Below are 21001 nucleotides of genomic sequence, written 5' to 3' on the forward strand. Positions count from 1 at the left end.
CTTCGCCTCCGGCGCCCATTCCGGCGCCGGTGACGCCGCCGGACATGGCGCCGGTGCCGACTTCGCCCCAGTCGATCTTGCCTTCGGTGATGAGTTGTTCGGCGGCGCTGCCCACGGCGCCTTCGGCAGCGCCGAGCGCGCCTTCCTTCACGGCGGTCTTGCCGATCGCGGCCGCCGCGCTTTCGGCGGCCTCGCCCGCGGCATCCCCGGCTGCGTCGCCTGCTGCGCGACCGGCGGCCCGGCCCGCCGCGTCACCGGCCGCGTCGCCTGCGGCGTCTCCGACGGTGTCGCCCGCTTGCTTGCCGAACGCTTTGCCCGCGCCATCGAAGACGCCTCCGACGGCGCCTCCTATTGCGCCGCTGATGGCGGCGTCTTTGAATTTTCCGCCGTCGAAGCCGTCGCGTTCGCCGGAGGCGATTTGGACGCCTTGTACGGCGAATTCGATCGCGACCGAGGTGGCGATTTCGATGGCGATGTTCTTGACGATGGCTATGACGAGTTGCTTGAAGATCTGCATCACGACGGTGCGGGTGACGGCTTGGGCCGCGGCGATGCCCGCGGTGGAGGCACCGAAGGTGAAGGGTCCGGCGGCGAGCATCGCGGCGATTTGGATCGCGAGTGCGATGAGTGAGGCGATGATCGTCAGCTTGGTGTGTTCGACGTCGAGCGCGGCGTCGTCGCAGCTTTGGGCGAGTTTTTCGCAGGCTTCTTTGAGTTTGGGGAGGGCCGCTTCGCCGCCGTCGCCGATGTCTTTCCAGAGGTTGGCGAAGGCGTCGGCGGTTTGGCCTTCCATGGCGCCTTTGGCTTGTTCGGCGCCGCGGTTGGCGGAGGTTTTGACGTTCTCGATGCCGTCGGCGGCGGCGCGCCATGCGTCGGCCATCCGGCGCATGGCGTCTTCGTCACCCTCGGGCCAGGATTCGCCGACGACGATGGGGAGTAGCCATTTGACCTCGTCGGGCATTTCGATGCTCACGAAAAGTCAACTCCCTACGAGGGCATGTCCGAGCCGGATTTGCCGATGTCGCCAGCGGATTTCGCGTCCCCGGTCTCGGTGTCGTCGGCAGTGGCCTTGAGGTTGTCGTCGATGTCGCCGAGGGCCTTCGCGACCTTCTTCAGGCTGTCGAGGACGCTGTCGCGGCCTTGGGTGTAGTCCTTGGCGAAGTTCTGCCCGGCCTCGTCGTTGCCCCAGCACTGGCCTTCACCGTCCAAGGCCGATTTGAGGGTGTTGAGCACGTTGTCGAGGTCGTCGCCGGAGTCGCCGATCTTGCCGCCCGTGCGGATTTCCTCGGGCTGCATCCGCATTTCGCTGCTCATCGGCGGCCCCCTCGCCGGTTGCTGTCGTCCCAGTTCCAGTCGTCCCAGTCGTCCTCGGGTGCCGGACGGCTGCGGACCTCGGGCTGACGGGCCCCCGTGGGGCCCGCGGTGTCCGCACTGCGCCGCTGCGCGCGCTCGGCCTCGGGATCCGGCGGCTCGACCAAGGGCCCGCTGCTGATCAGGCCCTGCAGCGAGGGAATCCCGGGAATCTCCGGCACATTGGTGGTATCGGTCATCGGCGCGAACTGGTCCCGCAGCGTCCGCTGCGCGGTTCCCGACGCTTCGCGGATGACGCTGGTAATCGATGCCGCGAGCTTCTCCGGGGTGCTGCGTTCGAACGCCTTCGGCGAGAGTGCGACTTCCTGCACCGTTCCGGTCGCGTCGACGCGCACCGTCACCGTGCCGTCCTCGGAGGCCACCTCGTACGTCTGCCGCGCGGCCTCGGCCTGCTTCTCCTGGATTTCGGCAGTCCGCCTGCGCAGATCCGAAAGCATGTCGTCGATCTGGTTGCGCAACGCGGCATTGCGCGCGCCGAGGTCCTCGCGTGCTGCGCTGGAGTCATCTCGCCAGGTCATGGTTGCCGCCCACCCCCCATGAAAGACTCAACCGGAGACGGCGTCAGAGCCCGGTGCAAATCGGGCTTTTCGTCGTCCTGCGCCAGAATGACCGTCCTGTAGCCGATTCGGTGCCGGGTATTGCGCAAAGACGCTGAATGGTGCAGCGACGGACGCTGAATGATGCGGTTGCTCTGCTCGAATCAGCTGACGGCTGTTCAGGTGTTGCAGCCAGTGGGTGTCAACGGTGCTGAAAAGGCCTTCCGGAATCAGCGGAGGCGGGCCAGCGCGGTCAGCGTCGTCGCGGCTGGGAAGGGGGACCGTTCGACGGCCTGGTCGAGGGAAAGCGCACCGCCGCGCAACGCGTGGCCGATTCGAGCCAGTTCGGCGAGTTCCGCGCGCTGGGTGCGGACGAAGTCGGGGTCGACCGGGGTGCCGTGACCCGCGACGATGGTGGTCGGGCCGAGTGCCAGCAGTGCGTCCACTGTGGATGGCCAGTGCTGCGGGTAGGCGTCTTCGAAGTCCGGGGGCGCGCCCTGCTCGACGAGATCGCCCGCGAAGACCACCCCGGCATCGGGCACCGCGACGACCAGGTCGTGATCGGTGTGCCCGAGCCCGAGGTGCCGCAGCTGCACAGTTCGCCCGCCCAGGTCGAGATCTGCCCGTGCCGACACCAGGTGATCCGGCATGGCCGGAGCGGACGCGGCCAGCGCGGCGGCGATGTCGTCGGCGCCTTCCTGGCGGTAATGCGCGACCCAGTGATCGCGCTGTCCTGCGGCGGTGCGGGCGAGATGCGCCGGGCAGCGCTCGTGCGCCCAGACGTGGGCGGGTAGGAAGGCGTCGGTGCCGAAGCAGTGGTCGAAATGGCCGTGCGTGATCGCGACCTGCCAAGGCAGTGCGGTGACCTGGCGAACAGCTCGCGCCAGCTCCACACCCTGCTGGTGATCACCGCGCGTGTCGATCACCAGCGCGGACTCGCCGCCGACCACGAGCCCGACCGAGAGGTCCAACTCGGCGTATCGCCGCACGAAAACACCGGCTCCGACTTCCGACCAGCTCACCGGGCCGCCAAGACGCCGTCGCGCAGCACCGGCGCGGTGCGGCTGCTGTTCACCTCGGCGGCCAGCGCGACGTCGTGCGCGAAACCCAGGTCCGCGAGCTCGCGGCCGGACTCGCAGTCGGCGAGCAGCGCGCCGATGTCGCCCGATACGGCTTGGAAGGCGGCCGCGGCCAGTTCGGCTTCGGGTGATCGGCGCCCCGGCAGGGCGGAGATGATGGCGCCCGCACCGAGCAGGTCCTCGATCGCCGGTCGCAGCTCGTCGTCCCGGCGTTCCCCGGCGGCCACCACCCCGACCGGCCCGCCGCGACGCGCCGCCGCCTGCGCAACCGCTGCCGCGTTGCGCAGGCAACCGGCGAACACCGCGGCCCCCGAGCCGGCCGCCTCCGCGCACAGCGTCGCCCCGTTCGGGGATGGCAGGCCCAGCAGCACGTCGGGGGTGAGGGTGCGCAGCGACGACGGGCTCAACGACCACCTGTCCCAGCTGCGCGGTTGCGCGAGCACGACGTCCGGGTCCGCCGACTCCTCCCGCCAGCGCATCGGCCGCACCCGCGCGCCGGTGCTGGTGGCGATGTCGGCCGCGGTGCTGAACGACAGCACATCGACCACCACCAGGACCGGGCAGTCCGCCATGGCGCGCAGGCCGGGCAGGCCCCAGTCGGTGTGCACCTCGATGTTCATGCTGGTCACAGCGGGAAGCGTAACCGCGGTGTGCGGGGTTGGTGGGGGGTTTGGCACACTGCCCGCGTGCGCGTCTACATCGGTTCCGACCATGCTGGCTTCGAACTCAAGAACCACCTCGTCAAGTGGCTGACCGACCACGGTCACGACGTGACCGACATCGGTCCGGCGGTTTACGACGCCCAGGACGACTACCCGCCGTTCTGCGTCGAGACCGCCCGCCGGGTCGTCGCCGATGAGGGCAGCCTCGGACTGGTCCTCGGCGGTTCCGGCAACGGCGAGCAGATCGCCGCGAACAAGGTTCCCGGCGCACGCGCCGCGCTGGCCTGGAGCGTCGAGACCGCGAAGCTCGCCCGGCAGCACAACAACGCCCTGCTGGCCGGTATCGGCGCCCGGATGCACACCGCCGACGAGGTCGAGCAGATCGTCGAGGCCTTCCTGACCACCGAGTTCGAGGGCGGTCGGCACCAGCGCCGGATCGACCTGCTCACCGATTACGAGCAGACCGGTCAGCCGCCAGCGCTGCCCGGCAGCTGACCGTGACACCGGCACGCCCGGCCCCGGGGCTGCTGACACCGCTGGTGGCGGTGGTGGGAACCGCGGTGGGCGTGCTGGTGCTGTTCGCCGCGCAGCGCGCGCTCGCGCCCGTCCTCGTCGGAGGCCCCGGCGCGGTGTGCACCGCGCCCGACTGCGTGCTCGGGGTTGGCGTGTGGCTGATCGTGGGTGCGGTTGTCGCGCCGTGCGTTTCGCTGATCGCCGGGGCGGTGTTCCGGCATCCCGATCGACCGGTCCGACGCGGCCTGTTCATCGCGCTGTGGTGCGTGCTGGCGTACCTCGTCGAGTCGATCGTCCTGTGGATCCTCGCTTGAAGCGGACGGATTGTTGACATGCCCGAAGGCCACACGCTGCACCGGCTCGCCGGGTTGCACGGCCAACTCTTCGCCGGTTCGAAGGTCCGGGTGCACAGCCCGCAGGGGCGGTTCGCCACGAGCGCTTCGCTGTTGGACGGTTCGGTGTTCCAGCGGGCCGAGGCGCACGGCAAGCACCTGTTCCACTGCTACGGACCGGATCGGGTCGTCCACGTGCATCTCGGGCTGTACGGCACGTTCACCGAGTCCGAGTTCCCGCTGACCGAACCGCGCGGCCAGGTGCGGATGCGGATCATCGGCAGTACACATTGGACGGATTTGCGCGGTCCGACCGCCTGTGAACTGCTCACCGGCGATGAGGTCGCCGCGCTGCGCGGACGGCTGGGGCCGGATCCGCTGCGCTCGGACGCCGATCCCGAACAGGCCTGGCAGCGGATCTCGCGTTCCCGCACCAGCATCGCCGCGTTGCTGATGGACCAGAAGGTGCTTGCCGGGGTCGGCAACGTCTACCGGGCCGAGGCGCTGTTCCGGCACGGCATCGCGCCCGGCACGCCCGGCCGGGAGCTCGGGCGGGCGCGGTGGGAATCGATCTGGGGCGATCTCGTCGCGCTGATGACCGACGGGGTGCGCGTCGGCCGCATCGACACCGTGCGCCCGGAGCACCTGCCGGAGGTCACCGGTCGGGCGCCGCGGCAGGACCGGCACGGCGGTGAGGTGTACGTCTACCGGCGGGCCGGGCTGCCCTGCCTGGTGTGCGCGACGCCGGTGGCCATCGCGGATCTCGCCGGTCGCAAGCTCTACTGGTGCCCGACCTGCCAGCCCCCGACCTGCCAGCCGGAGTAGTGCACGGGGCGCGACAGCGTCAGATGTCGAAACCGCCCATGTCGAAGCCCCCGCCGAAATCGCCGTCCGAGCCCGGGTCGAAGTCCTGGTCGGCGCCGTTGAAGTCCTGGCCGCCGCCGTCCGCGTCCGCGCCGTCCTGGTAGCCCTCCGCGTAGGCCGCCTCCGCCGGGATTCCGGTCATGCCCCCGAACAGGGCGCCCATCAGCACGAACGAGCCCACCCCCCAGGCTCCCGCGACCAGCGCGGGCTTCCACCACGGCTCGCTGTACCAGCCCTGCGGCACCGGCCGACCGGCGACCGTGCCACCGGGGTAGTAGTGCGGGGTTTGCGCGGTCGGGTTGGGCGAGGCCGCCTGCTGCTGGCCGGCCACCTCGACCTCGCGGTACTCGGTCACCTTGCCCGCACCGCGCTGACCGGCGAGGTCGGGCAGCTCCGGGCCGGGATCCAGGTCCATCGCGGTCCGCGCGGCGCGCACGTAGTACAGCCCTTCCAGCGCGGAATCCGTCGTCAGGCGGGCTTGCGCGGTCGTGGCCGCTTGTTCGAGCTGGGAGACCGCTGCGCCATGGCGTTCCGCGGCGTCGGCGAGGGCCTGTTTGGCGGCGTCGTTGGTGCCGATCAGGTTGAGCACCTGCCCGCCCAGTCGCTCCACCCAGCGCCGCGCTTCCGCTTTGGCGTCGTCGAGTTGTTTCTGCTGGTGCGCGACGGCCTTCTGGCGGGACCACCAGATCGCGGCGACGATCACCACGAGCGCGATCACGATGATGATGACTGCGGTGGACATCCCTGCCTCCTGCCCCGGCTGGACACCTCGATTTCGACAGTACCCGTCCGGTGGGGCTCGCAGCGGGTCAGAAACCTTCCTGGCAGTGCGGCGCGTGCTCGGTGGCGAATGCGCGGGAGGCTGGCAGAAGCGCGCCCGGCGCGAGTTCGACAACGCGTCCGGCGCGGGCCAACGCGGCCAGCGTGTTGCCGCCCAGGTACGCCGAAGCCAGGTCGGCCACGTCCAAGGCGAGTTGGCCGGGCTGCTCGGAGCGGGCGACGTTCGCGGTCCCGTCGGCATCGGCCGTCAGCCGCCAACGGCCCGCGTTCCACGGGCAGAACCGGTCGGTGACCGCCAGCACGACGTCCACTGGTGCGGCATACCGGCGGGCCGCCAGCGCGAGATCGAGTTCGACCAGGCGCACCCACAGCCCGTCGACGATCCGCCGGTCCGCCGCGCGCGGGTCGGCGAGCAGGTGCAGCACCGGCTCGTCGATCGCGGCCTTGCGCCAGCTCACCTCGGCGACGAGGTCGAAATCGAGCAGGTACCGCCACAGCGCGGCGTAGGACTGCGGCGTCGAGGCGACCAGTTCCAGGACCCGAAGCTGGTAGGCGGGGCCGCGGGTGGTCCAGTTCGACTTCGGTCGGTAGATGACGTAGCCGTCCGGGTGCAGGGCGAACCTGGTCTTGCCGAAGTCGCCGCGCTCGCCGCGGTCGTCGATCATCCGGATCTCCCAGGAGCGGTCGGCCCGGGACAGCCAGCCGGTCCGGTTCGCGGCCACCACTGGGTAGTGCCGGTGCACGAACTCCATCGCGGTTTTCCGGTCGACCTCGCGGATCCGCCGCTCATCGATTTCCACAGTGGACAGGAAGGTGGCACCGCGGGGCAGGGTCAGATGGGTTTCGTAGCTGGCCAGGCCGTAGCCGAACCGGCCGTAGATGGCGCCCTCCGAGGCGAACAGCGCGGCGATCGGGGATCCGGCGCGGTGCAGTGCGTCGAGTTGGGCGCGCATCAGCGAAGTCAGCACGCCGCGCCGCCGATGACCCGGCTTGACCCCGACGGCCGTGACGGCGGCGAGCGGGCACTGCGTCGATCCCGGCAGCGTGATCCCCATTTCGAGCCGCCCGGCGGCGCCGATCATCTCCGCGCTGTCGAAGACTCCGATGGCCAGCGTCGGGTCGAAGATGTCGCGGTATCGCTGCATGGCGGGTTTCCGCCAGTCTTCCAGGAACGAATCGGAGAACACCGTGGAGAACGCGTCGTACTCGTCGACCGAAAGGCTTCTTGCGATGAGGTCCGCCATACGACGTTCTTACCGCCCGGCAGCCGGTTGTGCGACCGTCTTCCGGCGCACTCGGTCTGCATTGGACACCCGCCACGCGGCTTCAGCGGGTCAGGGGCCGAGGGGGACTTCGGCGATGGTCTCCCATTCGGAGCACGAGTGGTCCCGGTTCAGCTTGACCAGGGACAGCGACGAAACCTTGGCCGTGGTCGGCTCCACGGGGGTGGCGCTGAGCGTGGCGACGGCGAAGATCGCCGGTCCGTCGGTGGTGGAGTGCGCCAGGCTGACGTGCTTGTCGATGTCTTCGGGTTCCGGCGGCACCGCCGGTTCGCCGATCACCTCGGCGGTCGCTTCCCGCACCGCGGTGCGGAGTTCGAGCACCGTCGACTGTGGTTCGGCAGGCAGCGACAGCGCCTCCGGCAGCACGAGGGCGTGGTGGAACGCCAGGGTGAGCGGCAGCACCGACGCCAGCCGGGTCCGCGTGGCGGTGAGCAGCGGCTCGATGCTCGATTCGTCGATCTCGTCGGTGAAACCGATTTCCTGCACGAGGATGTGCATCCATTCCAGCGGGACGAGGTCGAAGCCGGGCAGGTCGCGCAGCGCGTACTGGTAGTCGTTGACCAGCTTGCGCAGTCCGGGTTGGTCGGCAAGCGGCAGCAGCCACGCGTAACCGATGCGTCCGGCGTGCCAGCCGGGGCGCCAGCGGGCGTGATTGCGGACCTGATCGGCGTGCGTTATCTCGGTCACCTCTCACATATTGCCCCGGCCGGTCCGCAAGTGGGGAGAGCTTGACCTATCTCACGGTTTCCGACGGCTCGCGTTCACCCGGCTGTGGTTTGCCGGTCGACGCGTCGAGGCTGGCGGCCGCGTCGGCGTCGCGCACCCGCAGCGTCAGCAGCAGACCCAGCCCGGCGAACAGCACGGAGACCAGGAACGCCCCGTGGTACGCGGCCAGTTGAACTTCGACCAGTTGAACTTCGGCCACCTGCCCTGGCGTCCTGAGATCTACTGTGGACATTCCGCGTTCGGTGAGCGCGACCAGCACGGTCGCCACGATCGCGGTGCCCAGCGCGGTAGCGACCTGCCTGCTGACGTTGAACATCGAGCTGGCCTGTCCCATCGCGGCGCCGGAGATCCGCGCGAACGTCGCAGTCTGCACCGGTGTCATCAGCAGCCCCATCGCCACGCCCTGCACCGCGAGCAACCCCACCAGGAGCCACAACGAGGTGTTGTTGCCCTGCAGCTGCAACCCGACGCCGATGAGGATCTGCACGGCGAATCCGGCCAGGATCAGCCGCTTGGGCCCGATCCGCCCGTAGGCCCGGCTGACCACCTGGGTGGTTACCAGCATGACGACGGCCTGCGGCATCAGCACCAGCCCGGCGTTCATCGGCGACACCCCGCGCAGGTTCTGCAGGTAGAGCGGGATGAGGAAGAGCACCCCGAATATCGCCGCGGTCTGGCACAGCATCAGCAGGTTGCCGGTGCTGAACAACCGGTCGGTGAGCAGCCGCAGGTCCAGCATCGGGTCCGCAACGCTGAGTTCCCGCCAGATCAGCCCACCGATCAGCAGCGCGGCGGCGACCAGGCTCAACCACACCTGGGGAACACCCCAACCGAGCTGGGCACCCTGGTCGAGCCCGTACAGCAGGGTCGCCAGGCCGGCCCCGGCGAGCACGAAACCGGGCAGGTCGAACCGACCGGGCGAGGTGCGCGCCTCCTCCTTGAGGAAGACCACCGCGAACAGCAGCGCGAGCGCACCAACGGGAACGTTGATGAAGAAGATCCAACGCCAATTCGCGTACTCGACGAGAACACCACCGAGCAGCGGCCCGAGCATCGGCGCGATGGTGACCGGAATGGCCAGCACCGCCCCGGCCTTGGCCCGCTCGTTGGCCGGGAAAGCGCGGAACAACATCGCCTGCCCGACCGGCATCAACATGCCGCCGCCAACACCCTGCAACACCCGAGCCGCCACCAACTGCCACATCTCGCCGGAAACCCCGCACAACACCGACGCCAACGTGAAGATCACCACAGCCAACTGGAAGGTCCGCCGACTACCGAACCGATCAGCGATCCAACCAGAAGAAGGGATGAAAACCGCCAGACTGATCATGTAACCGGTCAGCACCCACTGCAGCGCAGCAGCATCCACCTCGAACTCCCGCCCCAACGCCGCCAACGCAACGTTGAGCACGGTCACATCCAAGATCTGCATGATCAAGGCCAGCACAAAAGTAATGCCAACCAACCACTTGTACTCAAGCCCCAGCACCAGACCCCCACAACAACATCAACAACAACAACATCAACAACGACCCAACCAACCAACCCCCCAACCCTGACCCAACCCCCCGACAAAACCCAAAGCCTTTTCACCCAACAACCAAACCCAAAACCCAACCCAAAAACCTCACCCAAACAGCCCCAACAACCACCCACCCACAAACCACAGCCGCGAAGCGGCACTCATCCCCACCACAGCCGCGAAGCGGCACAACCCACCCGAGACAAGAAACAGCCGCGAAGCGGCACACCCACCCACCACAACCGCGAAGCGGCACCCCAACACGCGAACGACCGCCAACAGCCGCGAAGCGGCACGACCCACCAGGAACAGCCGCGAAGCGGCACCAACAGCTCCGAAAAGGGATGGCGCAGAGGCGCTGGTCAAAACCCAGGCCGGGAACGCCACACAACGCAAGGAGCCCACGAAACGCAACCACCGCACCGTGGGGGTGTGGGGGGCTCGGCCCCCCACAGCAATGGCGAAGAGTAAAGGTCGACGCCCGCGTCGACACAAAACACCCAACTCTGAGCGGGCGACGGGAATCGAACCCGCGTAGCCAGTTTGGAAGACTGGGGCTCTACCATTGAGCTACGCCCGCGGTGTCGCCTGCCCGTGGGCTTGCGAGACCTTGCGTGCCACAGCTTAGCGGGTCGCGATAGGCTCTTCGCAACGCACCCGGGGTCCCCGGGTGTGCCGCACGTCGGACGGGGTGTGGCGCAGTTTGGTAGCGCACTCGCTTTGGGTGCGAGGGGTCGTGGGTTCAAATCCCGCCACCCCGACGTCGCGGCCGGTCGCTCGCCTTTGGCGGGCGGCCGGTTTTCGTTTGCGGCCCGGGTTGTCCCTGTTGGTGATGTACGTCGCAGTGCTGGGTGGCGGACGGTAACGGTGGACCGCAGGGGGCCGATTTCCCCTTCGTGCGCGTTCGGGGTGAGGCCGGATTCCGCGCCCAACTGCCAGCTGTGGTGGTGTGCGCGGTGCTGTGCGCTGTCACGGCCCTGTTGGTCGGGGTGTCGTTGTGGCTTCCGGGACCGCCCGCATCGCCTGCTTGGGCACCGGCCGATGGCATCGTGACCGCGGTGACGCCTACTGAGTTGGGTTCTGCGGCGGTACTGGTTGGCCGTTGATCGCTTCGGCGACGAACGCGGTGGGCCGGATGGCTGCTTTGCCGCAGCTGTTGGCGCGTGGCGGGTCGAGTTCGCGTGGCCGCACCGCGACTTGCCAGCGGCGGCCGTCTTGGTGGGTGACCGCGATCTGTTCGGTTTCTTCGGCTTCGCTGGTGACGCGCAGGGCGTCGACGAGGTATTCGCCGATGTGCTCTCGGACGGCCAGTTCGGCGGTTTGTCCGGCGCGGGTCCAGGACGATCGGCCGCGGCAGTTGTCCAGCACGACTTTTCCGGCGGCCGCGCAGGACAGCACCGCGTCGGCGGTTTGCGCGGTCAGCCGTCCGTAGGTGTATCCGCTGGGTAGCAGCACTGCGGCGGGCGCGAACCGGTGTCCGCCGATGTGCGAGCACTCCCAGATCGCACCGTCGTGGCGCCCGGCCAGTTCGTTGATGAGTTCGCGGCCGAGCAACGCGCAGCACCGGTCGCGGCGGCCGTTGGTGCACACCAGCAGCAGCGGGTCGGTGACGGGGTGGCCCCAGTCGTCGTGGTGTCCGGCGGCGATCCGGGCGAAGTCCAGGTCGAGCAGTTCGGCGGGATCGGTGATGGTCGTCTCCCGCAGCCAGCTGGCGCCGGGCCCGGTGTGCGCCAGGAAGACGCGCCGCGGCCGGTCGCCGGAGCGGTCGGCGTGCCGTCCGGGGTGGCGGATGAGCTGGACCCGCACCCGGTGTTGCTCGCCACGTGCGGCCAGCGCCCGCCCCAGTTCGCGGTCCAGGTGGCTCTGCACCAGCGCGTTGTAGCCCCAGGGGCCGCGTTGTTCCAGGCACAGCCAGCTGCGCGCGACCGCGGCGGTCCCGGCCAGCGGTTCGGCGAACGCCTCGGACAGTCCGGCGCAGGTGGTTGCCTCGGTTGCGGTGTGGTGCACGCTTCCACTCAAGCACGAACACCGCTGGAGGGGTGCGGGGGCCGTTTCGGCTGGCGGTGTTCGAGTTGCTGGTGTTGCGGAAGCGGTTGGATGTCGCTTTCCGGGTGGCCGGTGCCGCTTTCCGCGATTGGGGAACCGCTCGTCTCCGCACCGGTCGCCGCCGGTTCGCGGTTTCGCGCAACCCCGGGCCGTGTGCCCAGTTGGGAAGCAATAGACTCGGAGGTCAGCCCGGCATCGTTGGACGTGGTGGTACGCCGCGCCCGTTGGCAGCGCCGGGAATCAAGCACGTTCGCACTAGGAGACCACGTGAAGAGCACCGTCGAGCACCTGAGCCCGACGCGCGTCCGGATCAACGTCGAGGTGCCGTTCGACGAGCTCAAGCCGAACTTCGACCGCGCGTACAAGGCACTCGCCCAGCAGGTCCGCATCCCCGGCTTCCGTCCGGGCAAGGTCCCGGCGCGGGTGTTGGAGAGCCGCATCGGTCGTGGCCCCGTGCTCGACGAGGTCGTCAACGAAGCGGTCCCGGCCAAGTACCTGGAGGCGGTCAACAGCACCGAGGTGCGCACTCTGGGTCGCCCGGAGATCGAGGTGACCAAGATCGAGGACGGCTCGGAGATCGCGTTCACCGCCGAGGTCGACATCCGTCCCGAGATCACCGTGCCCGCTTTCGGCGAGCTCTCGATCAGCGTGGATGACGTCGAGGTCACCGAAGAAGAGGTGTCCGAGCAGCTCGACTCGCTGCGCGCCCGCTTCGGCACCCTCGCCGGGGTGGACCGCCCCGCGCAGCAGGGCGACTTCGTCAGCATCGACCTCTCGGCCACCGTCGACGGGGAAGAGGTCGAGGACGCCAAGACCAGCGGGCTGTCCTACGAGATCGGCTCCGGCCAGCTCGTCGACGGCATCGACGACGCGCTGACCGGCGCGAGCGAGGGCGAGACCAAGACCTTCACCACGAAGCTGGTCGCCGGGGAGTACGCGGGTCGGGACGCCGAGGTGTCGGTCACGGTCAACTCCGTCAAGGAGCGGCAGCTGCCCGAGGCCGACGACGAGTTCGCCCAGATGGCCAGCGAGTTCGACACCGCTGAGGAGCTCATCGCCGATCTGCGGGAGCGGCTGGGTCGGGTCAAGAAGATGCAGCAGGGCATGCAGGCCAGGGACAAGGTCCTCGACGCGCTGCTGGAGACCGTCGACGTGCCGCTGCCGGAGAAGGTCGTCGAGTCCGAGGTCGAGGTGCGCCAGCACGACGCGGTGCACCCGTTCGACCACGACGAGGACCGCTTCAACGAGTGGCTGGAGCAGCAGGACAAGACCCGCGAGGAGTTCGACACCGAGACTCGCACCGAGGCGGAGAAGGCGGTCAAGACCCAGCTGGTGCTGGACACCATCGCCGATGCCGAGGACGTGTCGGTCTCCGACGACGAGCTCACCCAGCGGATCATCTACCAAGCCCAGCGCTTCGGGGTGAGCCCGGACCAGTTCGTCCAGCAGGCCCAGCAGTCCGGTCAGCTCGGCGCGCTGTTCGCCGATGTCCGGCGCAGCAAGGCGCTGTTCTCCGTCGTGCGTCAGGCGACCGTCACTGACGCGGGCGGCAACGAGCTGGACCTGGATGAGCTGTTCGGCCCGCAAGAGGCCGAGACCGCGGCCTCCGAGGATGGGGCGGCGGAGCCGGTCGAGGCCGCGAAGGCGGAGTGACCGGGCTCTCGCCGGACAACTGAAAAGCATGCTCTAAGCGAACGTGGGCGGTACTGGGAAGCTGGTGCCGTCCACGTTCGTTAGGGTCGGTTGTAGCGGATCACCCGAGAGGGAAGCAGGACATCACCGGGGGTCGCCGATGTCGCCCGACGACCAGGTCGGCCGGTCCAATGTGGAAGCGGACCGGGTGACCGAGTGGCCCCGGTGGACAAGGGCCCATTTTGGGAGAAGGCAGGGAGACGTGACGCAGCACCTGACTGTTCCGGCGTCCGAGGCGCAGTCGCCGTCCATGCGGACGGGGACGAACGGACTCTCGCTCAACGACTCGGTTTACGAGCGGCTGCTGCGGGAGCGCATCATCGTCCTCGGCTCCCAGGTCGAGGACTCGATCGCGAACCAGATCTGCTCGCAGCTGCTGCTGCTGGCAGCCGAGGACCCGGACCGTGACATTTCGCTCTACATCAACTCGCCGGGCGGTTCGGTGACGGCGGGCATGGCGATCTACGACGCCATGCAGCTGATCAAGCCGGACGTGGCCACCGTGGCGATGGGCATGGCTGCCTCGATGGGGCAGTTCTTGCTGTCCGCGGGCGCCAAGGGCAAGCGGTTCGCACTGCCGCACGCGCGGATCATGATGCACCAGCCGTCGGCCGGTCTCGGCGGTACGGCGTCCGACATCGAGATCCAGGCCAAGATGTTCTCCAGGCACAAGAAGGAGATGGCCGAGCTGATCGCCGAGCAGACCGGCCAGACGGTCGACAAGATCACCGCCGACTCGGACCGCGACCGGTGGTTCACCGCGGAGGAGGCCCGGGAATACGGGTTCGTGGACTACGTCGCGAGCACGGCGAACCTGCCGAGCAGCTGATCACACCGACCGGACCTAGTAACGAGGAGTCACTGTCGTGAGCTCATTCCAGCCTCTGCAGTCCCGGTACGTGCTGCCTTCGTTCGTCGAGCGCACCGCGTACGGGGTCAAGGAGTCCAACCCGTACAACAAGCTGTTCGAGGAACGCATCGTGTTCCTCGGTGTCCAGGTCGACGACGCGTCGGCGAACGACGTGATGGCGCAGTTGCTGTTCCTGGAGTCCGACGACCCGGACCGCGAGATCCAGATGTACATCAATTCGCCCGGTGGTTCGTTCACCGCGCTGATGGCCATCTACGACACCATCCAGTACGTCCGGCCCGATGTGCGCACCATCTGCCTCGGGCAGGCCGCCTCGGCCGCTGCGGTGCTGCTGGCCGCCGGTACCAAGGGCAAGCGGATGGCGCTGCCGAATTCGCGGATCCTGATCCACCAGCCGTCGGTGGAGGGCATCTACGGCCAGGTCTCCGACCTGGAGATCCAGGCCGCCGAGGTGCAGCGGATGCGGGAGCTGCTGGAGACCACGTTGGCCAAGCACACCAACCGGTCCCAGGAGCAGGTCCGCGACGACATCGACCGGGACAAGATCCTCACCGCCGAGCAGGCAGCCGAGTACGGCATCATCGACGAGGTGCTGCCCTACCGGAAGCTGTCGATGCAGAAGTCCTGAGAGAGCCTGTCGTTGAACTCGTTTTGCGTGGCGGTGCGGGTAGCGGAACCGCAGAACCCGCGGCGGTGCCGGTTGCGAGCGCGGGCTGAGCGGCTGGCGCCGGTGCAAAAACAAGATCAAAGACGGGTCTGTCCGTGAATTCGCTTTGCTTTGCGGTGCGAGTAGCGGAACCTGGGACGAGCGGCTGGCACCGCTCGCGGAACGACGTCGCAGCCGCCGACGGTCGGGCCGGTGCGCCACGCCCGGCCGTCGGCGACGACACGCCGAGGGCGACGCTGGTCACACCACGCTCGGCGATGGCGGACACTGTGAGTCTCCCCGAACTCGGGGAACGACAGGTACCGTCGGAGGCACATACGGTCAGGCGCGCTACCGGACGGCGCGTCGGAGGGGACGGGGTCAGCGGTCATGGCACGTATCGGTGACGGCGGCGACCTGCTGAAGTGCTCCTTCTGCGGGAAGAGCCAGAAGCAGGTCAAGAAACTCATCGCCGGCCCCGGCGTGTACATCTGCGATGAGTGCATCGATCTCTGTAACGAGATCATCGAGGAGGAACTGGCCGAGGCGGGTGAGGTCAAGCTCGACGAGCTGCCGAAACCGGCCGAGATCCACGAGTTCCTCGACCAGTACGTCATCGGGCAGGACCCGGCCAAGCGCAACCTCTCGGTTGCCGTCTACAACCACTACAAGCGCATCCAGGCCGGTGAGCGCCGGGAAAGCCGTGGTGAAGAGGCCGTCGAACTGGCCAAGTCGAACATCCTGATGCTCGGCCCCACCGGCTGCGGCAAGACCTACCTCGCGCAGACGCTGGCCAAGATGCTCAACGTCCCGTTCGCGATCGCCGACGCCACCGCGCTGACCGAGGCCGGTTACGTGGGCGAGGACGTGGAGAACATCCTGCTCAAGCTGATCCAGGCGGCCGACTACGACGTGAAGCGCGCCGAGACCGGGATCATCTACATCGACGAGGTCGACAAGATCGCTCGCAAGAGCGAGAACCCGTCGATCACCCGCGACGTCTCCGGTGAGGGTGTGCAGCAGGCGCTGCTGAAGATCCTGGAGGGCACCACCGCGAGCGTGCCGCCGCAGGGTGGCCGCAAGCATCCGCACCAGGAGTTCATCCAGATCGACACCACGAACGTGCTGTTCATCGTGGCGGGCGCGTTCGCCGGGCTGGAGAAGATCGTCGAGGACCGGGTCGGCAAGCACAGCGTCGGCTTCGGCGCGGAGCTGCGCTCGAAGAGCCAGATCGACACCACTGACCACTTCGTCGACGTGATGCCCGAGGACCTGATCAAGTTCGGGTTGATCCCGGAGTTCATCGGCCGACTGCCCACCGTGGCCAGCGTGACGAACCTGGACAAGCCGTCGCTGGTGCGGATCCTGACCGAGCCGCGCAACGCGCTGGTGAAGCAGTACAAGCGGTTGTTCGAGATGGACAACGTGGAGCTGGAGTTCACCAAGACGGCGTTGGAGGCCATCGCCGACCAGGCGATCCTGCGCGGCACCGGGGCCCGCGGCCTGCGTGCGATCTTGGAAGAGGTCCTGCTGCCGGTGATGTACGACATCCCGAGCCGCTCGGACGTCGCCAAGGTCGTGATCACCGAGCAGACGGTGCGCGAGAACGTCAACCCGACGATCGTCGCCCGCCAGGCGACCCGCCGCGAGCGTCGCGAGAAGTCCGCGTGAGCAAGGCGCCCGAAGGCGCCGAGACCGCTGGCTGAGGTATTTCGACCGCGCCGGGGAGAACTCGGCGCCAGCCCGCTGCTCCGCACCATCGCCCCGGCTGTTGCCCGAGCTCGACCGCAGCGCTCACCGGCTCGCGACGGGGAATGCTCTCAACGGCCGCGAGTCGGCCCAGGGCGTCCGCAACGCCGGTGATCGGACCTGGCCCTCGATTCTGATCTGCGCGGCGTCGTGCCCCGCTGAGGGCGGCTGAGCCGTCCACCGACGGTTCGTTGGTGGTTGTCCGCATTGCGCCGTTCAGCCCGCGGTGGTGCGCCCCGGCGGCGTGTCCTGCGAATCCGGCGCGGTTAGATGATCATTGAGGCGACCAGATCATCGATTCCGGGAGCGGTGCCATGAGCGAGTTGCATGTCCTGCTGATTCACGGGATGACCGGTTCCGGCCCCTGGCATTGGCAGCAGTGGCTCGCCGGGCAACTCCGCGAACAAGGGGCCCGGGTGGATCTGCCGACGCTGCCCGACCCCGATCGGCCGGTGGTGCAGCGCTGGCTGCCGGCGCTGCGGGAGCACCTGGAGGCGGTGCCGCGAGAGGCGGAACTCGTCGTGGCGGGCCATGCCTGCGGCGCGGCGCTGTGGCTGCACCACGCGGCGACCATCGCCGGACGGGCCCGCCGCGCGGACCGGGTCCTGCTGGTCGCGCCGCCCGCACCGGATTGGCAGCACCCGGACGCCCAGGACATCACGCCCTACCCGATCGATGCTGCCGCGCTGCGGCGCGCCGCCGGGATCACCCGGCTCGTGGTGGGTACCGGTGACCCGTACCTGTCGATGTACCGCGCGCACGGTTTGGCCGAGGAACTGCAGGTCGAGATGGATGTGATCCTCGACGGCGAACACCTCAACACCGATGCCGGGTACGGTCCGTGGCCCTCGCTGCTGCGCTGGGCCCTCTACGACTCGGTTCCCCTGAACGACCGCTTCGGCACCGACGCCTACACCACCGACCGCTCCCAAGACCGCCTCCGCCTGGCGTGAACTTTTCCAGGTGAAGGGCACCTTTTACCGAGTTAGTTGGCGAAAGGTGCCCTTCACTCATCGCCGGATCGGGTGATGGGGTTCGGAAGTTGTTCGTGCGCAACGCTTTTCAGGCGATTTCCCGCGTCACGATGCGCTCGGTTCCGGTGTAGACGTTCATCGACCGGCCGCGCAGGAATCCGATCAACGTCATGCCCTGCTCCGCCGCGAGATCCACGGCCAGCGACGACGGCGCGGACACCGCGGCGAGCGCCGGTACCCCGGCCATCGCGGCCTTCTGCACCAGTTCGAAGGACGCCCGCCCGGACACCATCAGCACGCATCCGGTCAGCGGCACCCGGTTCGCCAGCAGCGCCCAGCCGATGACCTTGTCCACCGCGTTGTGCCTGCCCACGTCCTCGCGGACCACGAGCAGTTCGCCGTCGGCGCCGAACAGGCCCGCGGCGTGCAGGCCACCGGTGGCGTCGAAGACGCGTTGGGCGGCCCGCAACCGGTCAGGGAGGTCGACGAGGGTGTCGACGTCCAGGGCCAGCGGGTCATCGGCGGGGGAGTACCGGGTGCTCAACCGGACCGAGTCCAGCGCCGCCTTGCCGCACACCCCGCACGACGAGGTGGTGTAGAAGTTGCGCGTCACCGAGGCGTCCGGCGGCCGCACACCGGGCGCCAGCAGGATGTCCAGCACGTTGTAGGTGTTGCGACCGTCCGGGCCGGGGCTGTCGCAGTAGCGGGCCGCGGACAGCTGGTCCTTGTCGTGGATGACGCCTTCGGTCAGCAGGAACCCGTGCGCGAGTTCGATGTCGTGGCCGGGCGTGCGCATGGTGACCGAAAGCGGTTGGCCGTTGACGCGGATTTCCAGCGGCTCCTCGGCGGCCAGCGTGTCCGGCTTGCTCCGGCTGCCGTTCGCGGCGATCTTCAGCACCGGTCGGCGCACCGTGACGCGTCCCATCGGCCCCTCCCTGCCCGTTCACTCGGCGGAAATCGCCCCTCGATCGGGTGACATGCACACAGTATGCTCATGCGCGCTGTAATCAACGCCGTGTCGGGGAGGTCCCATGGCCGCAGGCCTGCTCGCTCCCGCCCGAATTGTCGCACCCGCTAACTGGAACAGGTGGCTGGTTCCTCCTGCGGCCCTAGCGGTGCACTTGTCAATCGGGCAGGTCTACGCCTGGAGCGTGTTCAAACCACCGCTGGAGGACACCCTCGGGTTGTCCGGGACGCTCAGCGCGCTGCCGTTCCAGTTGGGCATCGTGATGCTCGGGCTGTCCGCCGCGCTGGGCGGGACGCTGGTGGAGCGCCGCGGTCCGCGGTGGGCGATGGCGGTGTCGACCACCTGCTTCTCGCTGGGCTTCCTGCTGTCCGCGCTCGGGGTCGCGCTCGGCCAGTACTGGCTGGTGGTCTTCGGCTACGGGTTCGTCGGCGGGATCGGGCTCGGCATCGGCTACATCTCGCCGGTTTCGACGCTGATCAAGTGGTTCCCGGACCGCCCGGGCATGGCCACCGGGATCGCGATCATGGGCTTCGGCGGTGGCGCGCTGATCGCCTCGCCGTGGTCGACGCAGATGCTGGATTCCTTCGGCTCCGGCCAGTCCGGGATCGCGCTGACCTTCCTGGTGCACGGCGTGGTCTATGCGGTGTTCATGTCGCTGGGCGTGGCGCTGGTCCGGGTACCACCGCCGGACTGGCGACCTGCTTCGACGCCGAAGCAGGTGGTCCGGCCGATGATCACCACGGCGAACGTGACGGTCCGCAACGCGGTGCGCACCCCGCAGTTCTGGATGCTGTGGGTGATCCTCTGCTGCAACGTGACGGCCGGGATCGGCATCCTGGAGAAGGCCTCGCCGATGATCGTCGGCTTCTTCGCCGAGAGCTCAACACCGGTGGTGACCGGCGCGGCAGCCGGTTTCGTCGCGCTGCTGTCGCTGACCAACATGGCCGGCCGGTTCATCTGGTCGTCCACATCGGACATCGTGGGGCGCAAGAACATCTACCGGCTCTACCTGGGCGGCGGCGCACTGCTCTACCTGGGCATCCTGCTGTTCGGCGCGACCGGTGTCCCGGTGTTCGTGCTGTGCGCGATGCTGATCCTGTCGTTCTACGGCGGTGGTTTCGCGACGATTCCGGCGTACCTGAAGGACCTGTTCGGCAGCCTGAACGTCGGTGCGATCCACGGTCGGCTGCTCACCGCGTGGTCGGTGGCCGGAGTGCTCGGGCCGCTGATCGTCAACGCCATCGCGGACCTCCGCGAGGCGGCCGGTGCTACCGGTCCGGCTCTGTACACGACGTCGCTGTACATCATGATCGGCTTGCTGATCGTCGGTTTCGTGTCCAACGAGCTGGTGCGGCCGGTCAACGCCAAGTACCACGAACCGGCGACCGGAGGTGCGCAATGAGCCGCCGAGGACTACTCGTGCTGGCCTGGGCTTGGGTCGGCTTGCCCTTCGCCTACGGCGTCTACGAACTCGTCCAGAAGGTCACCCAGCTGTTCACCGGCTGACGCGCCGGGCACTCGACCTGCCGGTGGCGGAGACGCGGCGCGGCTGATCATCCACCTGCTGTCCTCGCTGGCGGCCCAGGTCACCGGCGCGATGTGGGCATTCGACGACGGCGCTCCGCCAGCTGGTGTCTGCTCGGGGCGAGTTGTTCACGGGATCGGCCCCGAGCTGACGGTCGGTGGCGCTACGGTCGGCCGCGCACCCGCACAGTGAGGAAGCAGATGCCCACCAGCACCCCGCCCGTCCGGCAGAACGTCAGTTTCGTGGAAGCGACGGAACCGATCACCGAGCCGATCACCAAGTTCGGTGGTCAACCGGTGTGGTTGGCCGAACCGATGTGGCCGCTGTCGGCGAGCACCGGTCGCCCGATGCGCTTCATCGGCCAGATCCGCCTGCCCGGCGCGGAGACCAGGCTCGGCTACCTGTTCATGACCGAGGACGATCCCGATGAGTTCGTCGACGGCACCTACGAACCGACCGGCGGGGAGAACGCATTCTTCGCCCAGCCCGGCGAACCCGCGGACTTCTACCAGGTGGCCAGCATCCGCCGGGGCCCCACCTTCGGCCCCGACCACCACGCCGAGCTGACGCCGCACGATCCGGACAACCCCGGCGACGCGCTGCGCAGCAGGCTGTGGGGCGAACCGGAATGGCTGCAGGACGAGGAGTGGCCGACCGAACCCGGTTCCTGGCGATTCGCGGTGCAGTTGGACAGCGCGGACGAACCCTTCGGCATCAACCTCGGCGACGCGGGCACGGCCTACGCCTTCATCGACGAAGAAACCGGCCAAGGCCGCCTCCACTGGCAAAGCAGCTGACGGGAGGTGGCGGCCCTCTCCACCGTGGCCGAGTTGAGCTAGGAGCAAGCTTTTCTGCCGCAC

22 protein-coding genes and 2 tRNA genes are annotated in these 21001 nt (G+C 68.4%); 12 read left to right on the forward strand and 12 right to left on the reverse strand.

Annotated features, from left to right (window positions below):
* The 5 genes from ACTWQN_RS10425 to ACTWQN_RS10445 all read right to left on the reverse strand — a co-directional run.
* Nucleotides 1-973, reverse strand: a 973-nt coding sequence (locus ACTWQN_RS10425) for a WXG100-like domain-containing protein (RefSeq protein ID WP_443203183.1), incomplete at its 3' end; no start/stop codon positions are given.
* 14 nt (nucleotides 974-987) lie between these two features.
* On the reverse strand, nucleotides 988-1314 hold the full coding sequence (locus tag ACTWQN_RS10430; protein WP_443203184.1) for a WXG100 family type VII secretion target: 327 nt from the start codon (nucleotides 1312-1314) through the stop codon (nucleotides 988-990).
* Nucleotides 1311-1889 carry a YbaB/EbfC family nucleoid-associated protein gene (locus ACTWQN_RS10435; RefSeq protein WP_443203185.1) on the reverse strand — a complete coding sequence of 193 codons (579 nt, stop codon included), beginning with the start codon at nucleotides 1887-1889 and terminating at the stop codon, nucleotides 1311-1313. The genes ACTWQN_RS10430 and ACTWQN_RS10435 overlap by 4 nt, the downstream gene beginning before the upstream one ends.
* A gap of 248 nt (nucleotides 1890-2137) precedes the next feature.
* Nucleotides 2138-2929: an MBL fold metallo-hydrolase gene (locus ACTWQN_RS10440; protein WP_443203186.1), complete on the reverse strand. Its 792-nt coding sequence runs from the start codon at nucleotides 2927-2929 to the stop codon at nucleotides 2138-2140.
* Complete coding sequence (locus tag ACTWQN_RS10445; RefSeq protein ID WP_443203495.1) at nucleotides 2926-3606, reverse strand: 2-phosphosulfolactate phosphatase; 681 nt, start codon at nucleotides 3604-3606, stop codon at nucleotides 2926-2928. The genes ACTWQN_RS10440 and ACTWQN_RS10445 overlap by 4 nt, the downstream gene beginning before the upstream one ends.
* Before the next feature lie 66 nt (nucleotides 3607-3672).
* On the opposite strand from ACTWQN_RS10445, the gene ACTWQN_RS10450 reads away from it, so the two are divergent.
* The 3 genes from ACTWQN_RS10450 to ACTWQN_RS10460 are packed head-to-tail and all read left to right on the forward strand — an operon-like array spanning nucleotide 3673 to nucleotide 5318.
* Entirely contained in the window at nucleotides 3673-4143 is a 471-nt protein-coding gene (locus ACTWQN_RS10450; RefSeq protein WP_443203187.1) for a ribose-5-phosphate isomerase, read from the forward strand.
* A 2-nt stretch (nucleotides 4144-4145) separates the two neighbouring features.
* Nucleotides 4146-4475: a hypothetical protein gene (locus ACTWQN_RS10455; RefSeq protein WP_443203188.1), complete on the forward strand. Its 330-nt coding sequence runs from the start codon at nucleotides 4146-4148 to the stop codon at nucleotides 4473-4475.
* A gap of 18 nt (nucleotides 4476-4493) precedes the next feature.
* Complete coding sequence (locus ACTWQN_RS10460) at nucleotides 4494-5318, forward strand: Fpg/Nei family DNA glycosylase (RefSeq protein WP_443203189.1); 825 nt, start codon at nucleotides 4494-4496, stop codon at nucleotides 5316-5318.
* A 19-nt stretch (nucleotides 5319-5337) separates the two neighbouring features.
* Here the strand turns inward: ACTWQN_RS10460 and ACTWQN_RS10465 are convergent, their stop codons facing one another.
* The 5 genes from ACTWQN_RS10465 to ACTWQN_RS10485 form a co-directional block, all read right to left on the reverse strand.
* Nucleotides 5338-6099, reverse strand: coding sequence for a hypothetical protein (locus ACTWQN_RS10465; protein ID WP_443203190.1), 762 nt, complete (start codon nucleotides 6097-6099; stop codon nucleotides 5338-5340).
* 67 nt (nucleotides 6100-6166) lie between these two features.
* Nucleotides 6167-7381 (reverse strand): GNAT family N-acetyltransferase, encoded by a 1215-nt coding sequence (locus ACTWQN_RS10470; protein WP_443203191.1) that lies wholly within the window; start codon nucleotides 7379-7381, stop codon nucleotides 6167-6169.
* A gap of 90 nt (nucleotides 7382-7471) precedes the next feature.
* Nucleotides 7472-8107 (reverse strand): 2'-5' RNA ligase family protein, encoded by a 636-nt coding sequence (locus ACTWQN_RS10475; RefSeq protein WP_443203192.1) that lies wholly within the window; start codon nucleotides 8105-8107, stop codon nucleotides 7472-7474.
* Nucleotides 8108-8153: 46 nt separating this feature from the next.
* Nucleotides 8154-9638 carry an MDR family MFS transporter gene (locus ACTWQN_RS10480; protein WP_443203193.1) on the reverse strand — a complete coding sequence of 495 codons (1485 nt, stop codon included), beginning with the start codon at nucleotides 9636-9638 and terminating at the stop codon, nucleotides 8154-8156.
* A gap of 542 nt (nucleotides 9639-10180) precedes the next feature.
* Nucleotides 10181-10251, reverse strand: a tRNA-Gly gene (locus ACTWQN_RS10485).
* A 107-nt stretch (nucleotides 10252-10358) separates the two neighbouring features.
* Here ACTWQN_RS10485 and ACTWQN_RS10490 point away from each other — a divergent pair.
* Nucleotides 10359-10432 (forward strand) — tRNA-Pro (locus ACTWQN_RS10490).
* 304 nt (nucleotides 10433-10736) lie between these two features.
* Here the strand turns inward: ACTWQN_RS10490 and ACTWQN_RS10495 are convergent.
* Complete coding sequence (locus tag ACTWQN_RS10495) at nucleotides 10737-11678, reverse strand: ferredoxin family protein (RefSeq protein ID WP_443203194.1); 942 nt, start codon at nucleotides 11676-11678, stop codon at nucleotides 10737-10739.
* Between the two features lie 306 nt (nucleotides 11679-11984).
* Between ACTWQN_RS10495 and tig the strand changes: the two genes are divergently transcribed.
* From tig to ACTWQN_RS10520, 5 genes are all read left to right on the forward strand, one after another.
* Complete coding sequence (gene tig / locus ACTWQN_RS10500; protein WP_443203195.1) at nucleotides 11985-13370, forward strand: trigger factor; 1386 nt, start codon at nucleotides 11985-11987, stop codon at nucleotides 13368-13370.
* A gap of 241 nt (nucleotides 13371-13611) precedes the next feature.
* Nucleotides 13612-14238: an ATP-dependent Clp protease proteolytic subunit gene (locus tag ACTWQN_RS10505; protein ID WP_443203196.1), complete on the forward strand. Its 627-nt coding sequence runs from the start codon at nucleotides 13612-13614 to the stop codon at nucleotides 14236-14238.
* A gap of 37 nt (nucleotides 14239-14275) precedes the next feature.
* Entirely contained in the window at nucleotides 14276-14908 is a 633-nt protein-coding gene (locus ACTWQN_RS10510; protein WP_443203197.1) for an ATP-dependent Clp protease proteolytic subunit, read from the forward strand.
* Nucleotides 14909-15316: 408 nt separating this feature from the next.
* Nucleotides 15317-16597 carry an ATP-dependent Clp protease ATP-binding subunit ClpX gene (clpX, locus tag ACTWQN_RS10515; RefSeq protein WP_443203198.1) on the forward strand — a complete coding sequence of 427 codons (1281 nt, stop codon included), beginning with the start codon at nucleotides 15317-15319 and terminating at the stop codon, nucleotides 16595-16597.
* A 392-nt stretch (nucleotides 16598-16989) separates the two neighbouring features.
* Nucleotides 16990-17628 (forward strand): RBBP9/YdeN family alpha/beta hydrolase, encoded by a 639-nt coding sequence (locus ACTWQN_RS10520; protein ID WP_443203199.1) that lies wholly within the window; start codon nucleotides 16990-16992, stop codon nucleotides 17626-17628.
* 109 nt (nucleotides 17629-17737) lie between these two features.
* On the opposite strand, the gene fdhD is transcribed toward ACTWQN_RS10520, so the two are convergent.
* Nucleotides 17738-18574: a formate dehydrogenase accessory sulfurtransferase FdhD gene (fdhD, locus tag ACTWQN_RS10525; protein ID WP_443203200.1), complete on the reverse strand. Its 837-nt coding sequence runs from the start codon at nucleotides 18572-18574 to the stop codon at nucleotides 17738-17740.
* A gap of 106 nt (nucleotides 18575-18680) precedes the next feature.
* Here fdhD and ACTWQN_RS10530 point away from each other — a divergent pair, with 106 nt between their 5' ends.
* The 3 genes from ACTWQN_RS10530 (at nucleotide 18681) to ACTWQN_RS10540 (ending at nucleotide 20938) form a co-directional block, all read left to right on the forward strand.
* Nucleotides 18681-20018, forward strand: coding sequence for an OFA family MFS transporter (locus ACTWQN_RS10530; protein ID WP_443203201.1), 1338 nt, complete (start codon nucleotides 18681-18683; stop codon nucleotides 20016-20018).
* Entirely contained in the window at nucleotides 20015-20122 is a 108-nt protein-coding gene (locus tag ACTWQN_RS10535) for an MFS transporter small subunit (protein ID WP_443203202.1), read from the forward strand. The genes ACTWQN_RS10530 and ACTWQN_RS10535 overlap by 4 nt, the downstream gene beginning before the upstream one ends.
* 219 nt (nucleotides 20123-20341) lie before the next feature.
* Nucleotides 20342-20938 carry a YwqG family protein gene (locus ACTWQN_RS10540; RefSeq protein WP_443203203.1) on the forward strand — a complete coding sequence of 199 codons (597 nt, stop codon included), beginning with the start codon at nucleotides 20342-20344 and terminating at the stop codon, nucleotides 20936-20938.
* The last annotated feature ends 63 nt before the right edge of the window (nucleotides 20939-21001 follow it).

Source organism: Saccharopolyspora antiqui, assembly GCF_052246905.1.
Taxonomy (GTDB): Bacteria; Actinomycetota; Actinomycetes; order Mycobacteriales; family Pseudonocardiaceae; genus Saccharopolyspora.

Excerpts from the sequence above, each read along its gene's own strand:
- ACTWQN_RS10540 (WP_443203203.1), top strand. The coding sequence starts at position 20,342 with ATGCCCACCAGCACCCCGCCCGTCCGGCAGAACGTCAGTTTCGTGGAA.
- ACTWQN_RS10435 (WP_443203185.1), bottom strand. The coding sequence starts at position 1,889 with ATGACCTGGCGAGATGACTCCAGCGCAGCACGCGAGGACCTCGGCGCG.
- ACTWQN_RS10465 (WP_443203190.1), bottom strand. The coding sequence starts at position 6,099 with ATGTCCACCGCAGTCATCATCATCGTGATCGCGCTCGTGGTGATCGTC.
- ACTWQN_RS10520 (WP_443203199.1), top strand. The coding sequence starts at position 16,990 with ATGAGCGAGTTGCATGTCCTGCTGATTCACGGGATGACCGGTTCCGGC.
- ACTWQN_RS10470 (WP_443203191.1), bottom strand. The coding sequence starts at position 7,381 with ATGGCGGACCTCATCGCAAGAAGCCTTTCGGTCGACGAGTACGACGCG.
- ACTWQN_RS10445 (WP_443203495.1), bottom strand. The coding sequence starts at position 3,606 with ATGAACATCGAGGTGCACACCGACTGGGGCCTGCCCGGCCTGCGCGCC.
- ACTWQN_RS10430 (WP_443203184.1), bottom strand. The coding sequence starts at position 1,314 with ATGAGCAGCGAAATGCGGATGCAGCCCGAGGAAATCCGCACGGGCGGC.
- ACTWQN_RS10535 (WP_443203202.1), top strand. The coding sequence starts at position 20,015 with ATGAGCCGCCGAGGACTACTCGTGCTGGCCTGGGCTTGGGTCGGCTTG.
- clpX (WP_443203198.1), top strand. The coding sequence starts at position 15,317 with ATGGCACGTATCGGTGACGGCGGCGACCTGCTGAAGTGCTCCTTCTGC.
- fdhD (WP_443203200.1), bottom strand. The coding sequence starts at position 18,574 with ATGGGACGCGTCACGGTGCGCCGACCGGTGCTGAAGATCGCCGCGAAC.
- ACTWQN_RS10460 (WP_443203189.1), top strand. The coding sequence starts at position 4,494 with ATGCCCGAAGGCCACACGCTGCACCGGCTCGCCGGGTTGCACGGCCAA.
- ACTWQN_RS10530 (WP_443203201.1), top strand. The coding sequence starts at position 18,681 with ATGGCCGCAGGCCTGCTCGCTCCCGCCCGAATTGTCGCACCCGCTAAC.